Source organism: Kitasatospora sp. NPDC056181 (assembly GCF_042266225.1).
GTDB lineage: Bacteria > Actinomycetota > Actinomycetes > Streptomycetales > Streptomycetaceae > Kitasatospora.
The window spans coordinates 1-3,988 of record NZ_JBHJUK010000288.1; the positions used below are offsets into that span (position 1 = coordinate 1).

Annotated in this window: 1 protein-coding gene; it reads left to right on the plus strand. The window is 73.2% G+C overall.

Annotated features, from left to right (window positions below):
* A partial coding sequence (locus ACFC1F_RS42785) for an amino acid adenylation domain-containing protein (RefSeq protein WP_376167177.1) occupies window positions 1-3,988 on the plus strand: 3,988 nt, incomplete at both ends.

Below are 3,988 nucleotides of genomic sequence, written 5' to 3' on the forward strand. Positions count from 1 at the left end.
GGATGCTGCGCGACAGCCGCGTGAGCGCGGCCAGCGTCGTCCCGTCCCTGCTCGCCGTCCTCGACCCTGCCGGGTTGCCGGACGTGTCGACGCTGCTGGTGGGTGCGGAGCCGATCAGCCGTGAGCAGGCGCAGCTCTGGTCCCAGGGCCGGCGGCTGGTGAACACCTACGGTCCGACGGAGTCGACCGTGATGGTCACCGCCGGGCGGATCGACGGTATGGAGTCGGCGGTGCCGATGGGCGCGCCGGTGGCCAATACCCGCGTGTACGTGTTGGACGAGCGGTTGCAGCCGGTGCCGGTGGGTGTGCCGGGGGATCTGTATGTCGCGGGCGGGCAGTTGGCGCGCGGGTACGCGGGCCGCGCCGGGCTGACGGCGGAGCGGTTCGTTGCGGCGCCGTTCGGTGGCGTGGCGGGCGGGCGGATGTACCGCACCGGTGACCGGGCGCGCTGGACGCCGGACGGGCGGCTGGTGTTCGCGGGGCGGGCGGACGAGCAGGTGAAGATCCGCGGGTTCCGGGTGGAGCCGGGTGAGGTGAGTGCCGCGCTGTCGGCGTGTGCCGGCGTGGCGCAGGCGGCGGTCGTCGCCCGCGAGGACACCCCCGGTGACACCCGGCTGGTGGCCTACGTCGTCCCTGCCGACGGCCGGTCCGCCACCGAACTCCCGGCCACGGTGCGGGCGTTCGCGACCGACCTGCTGCCCTCCTACCTGGTCCCGTCCGCCGTCGTCGTCCTCGACGCGCTGCCGCTGACCGTGAACGGGAAGCTGGACCGCAGGGCCCTGCCCGACCCCGAACACACCGCCGCCACAAGCCGCGGCCCGGCATCGGTGCAGGAGGAGATCCTGTGCGCCGCCTTCGCCCACATCCTCGGCCTGCCGGCCGTCGGGGCGGAGGACGACTTCTTCGCCCTCGGCGGTCACTCCCTGCTGGCGACCCGCCTGGTCAGCCGCGTGCGTGCGGTGCTGGGTCTGGAGCTGCCGATCCGGGTGTTGTTCGAGCGTCCGACTCCTGCGGCCCTCGCGGCCTGGCTCGTCGGCGAGGCGACGCGTGGACGTACCGCGCTCGCGCCGATGGCCCGTCCGGAGCGGGTGCCGCTGTCGTTCGCGCAACGTCGGCTCTGGTTCCTGGGGCAGCTGGAGGGCCCGAGCCCGACCTACAACATCCCCTTGACCGCACGGCTCGCGGGCGAGTTGGACCGGGAGGCGCTGGCAGCGGCGCTGCGGGACGTGATCGGCCGCCACGAGGTGCTGCGGACGGTGTTCCCGATGACCGACGGGGAGCCCTGCCAACACGTCCTTGATCTCGCGGACGTGGCAGGGGAGTTTTCCGTGGTCGAGATCGCCCGCGAGCAGCTGGACGACGCGGTGGCAGCGGCGACGGGACACGCGTTCGACCTGTCCGAGCAGATCCCGTTCCGGGCCTGGCTGTTCGGGTTGGGCGCGGACGAGCACGTCCTGGTGGTGCTGATGCACCACATTGCTGGGGATGGCTGGTCGACGGGTCCGTTGGCGCGTGATCTGACGGTCGCCTATGCGGCGCGGCTGGCGGGCCGGGCGCCGGACTGGTCTCCGCTGCCGGTGCAGTACGCGGACTACGCGCTGTGGCAGCGTGAGTTGCTCGGGGCGGAGGACGACCCGGAGAGCCTGCTCGCCCGCCAGGTGGGGTACTGGCGCGAGGCCCTGGCCGGCGTGCCGGAGGAGCTCGCACTGCCCGCCGACCGGCCACGCCCGGCGACGGCGGGGCACCGTGGTCACTCGGTGCCCTGGGAGCTCCCGGCCGAGGTGCACGCGCGGTTGGTGGAGGTCGCGCACGCTGAGGGCGTCACGGTCTTCATGGTGCTCCAGGCGGCGCTGGCGGTGACGCTGAACCGCCTCGGCGCGGGCACCGACATCCCGGTGGGCTCGGCGGTCGCCGGGCGGACGGACGAGGCGCTGGACGACCTGGTCGGCTTCTTCGTCAACACGCTCGTCCTGCGGACCGACCTGTCCGGTGACCCGACGTTCACGCAGGTGTTGGAGCAGGTGCGGGAGACGGGTCTGTCGGCGCTCGGGCACCAGGACGTGGCGTTCGAGCGGCTGGTGGAGGAGCTGGCGCCGGTCCGTTCGCTGGCGCGCCACCCGCTGTTCCAGGTGATGCTCACCCTGCAGAACAACGCCCAGGCCGTGCTGGAGCTGCCCGGCCTGAAGGCCTCGGGGCTACCGGCGGGGCAGGGGTCCGCACTGGCCACGGTGAAGTTCGACCTGGAGGTGACCGCGGCCGAGGTGTTCGACGCGGACGGCGCCCCGGCGGGACTGCGTGGTGTGGTGAAGGGCTCGGCGGACCTCTTCGATGCGGAGTCGGTCGCCCGGCTCGGCGAGCGCCTGGCGCGCGTGGTCGGCACGGTGACCACCGACCCCGGGGTGGCACTGAGCGCCGTGGAGGTGCTGGAGGCCGGTGAGCGGGCCCGGGTGTTGGAGGGGTGGAACGACACGGGTCGTGTGGTGCCGGGGGGGTTGGTGCCGGCGTTGTTCGCGGGTCGGGTGGCGGGGTCGCCGGGTGCGGTGGCGGTGGTGTTCGAGGGTGTGGAGGTGTCGTACGGGGAGTTGGATGCGCGGGCGAACCGGTTGGCGCATCAGCTGATCGCGATGGGGGTGGGTGCGGAGTCGGTGGTGGGTCTGTGCCTGCCGCGGGGCGTGGACATGGTGGCGGCGATCCTCGCGACCTGGAAGGCGGGGGCGGCGTATGTGCCGTTGGATCCGGAGTATCCGGCGGAGCGGCTGGAGTTCATGCTCGCGGACAGCGGTGCGTCGGTGGTGGTGGGCCGGGGTGGTCTGTCCCTGGATGCTCCGGAGGTCGCCGGGCGGCCGTCGACGGCACCGGACGTCGTCGTGGGTGCGGAGCAGCTTGCCTATGTGATCTATACGTCGGGTTCGACGGGTGTGCCGAAGGGTGTGGCGGTTTCGCACGGTGCGGTGGCGTCGATGGTGGCGGCGTTGTCACCGGAGCTGGGTGCGGCGCCCGGGGTGCGGGTGTTGCAGTTCGCGTCGTTCAGCTTCGACGCGTCGGTGCTGGACCTGGCCGTGACGCTCTCGGCGGGCGCGACCCTGGTGGTCGCGTCGGCGGCCGAGCGCGCGGACACGACCCTGCTGGCGCGGATGCTGCGCGAGAACCAGGTGGAGGCGGCGAGCGTCGTCCCGTCCCTGCTCGCCGTCCTCGACCCTGCCGGGTTGCCGGACGTGTCGACGCTGTTGGTGGGTGCGGAGCCGATCAGCCGTGAGCAGGCGCAGCTCTGGTCCCAGGGCCGGCGGCTGGTGAATACCTACGGTCCGACGGAGTCGACCGTGATGGTGACGGCGGGGCGGATCGACGGTACGGAGTCGGCGGTGCCGATGGGCGCGCCGGTGGCGGGTGCCCGGGTCTATGTGTTGGACGAGCGTTTGCAGCCGGTGCCGGTGGGTGTGCCGGGTGATCTGTATGTCGCGGGCGGGCAGTTGGCGCGCGGGTACGCGGGCCGGTCGGGGTTGACGGCGGAGCGGTTCGTTGCGGCGCCGTTCGGTGGCGTGGCGGGCGGGCGGATGTATCGCACCGGTGACCGGGCGCGCTGGACGCCGGACGGCCGGCTGGTGTTCGCGGGGCGGGCGGATGAGCAGGTGAAGATCCGCGGGTTCCGGGTGGAGCCGGGTGAGGTGAGTGCGGCGTTGTCGGCGTGTGCCGGCGTGGCGCAGGCGGCGGTCGTCGCCCGCGAGGACACCCCCGGTGACACCCGGCTGGTGGCTTACGTGGTCCCTGCCGACGGCCGGTCCGCCACCGAACTCCCGGCCACGGTGCGGGCGTTCGCGACCGATCTGCTGCCGTCCTACCTGGTCCCGTCCGCCGTCGTGGTCCTGGACGTGCTGCCGCTGACGGTGAACGGGAAGCTGGACCGCGGGGCCCTGCCCGCCCCCGAGTACGCCGCAGGGGGAGGCCGTGCTCCGGCGACCGCCCGTGAGGAGGTCCTCTGCGCGGGTTT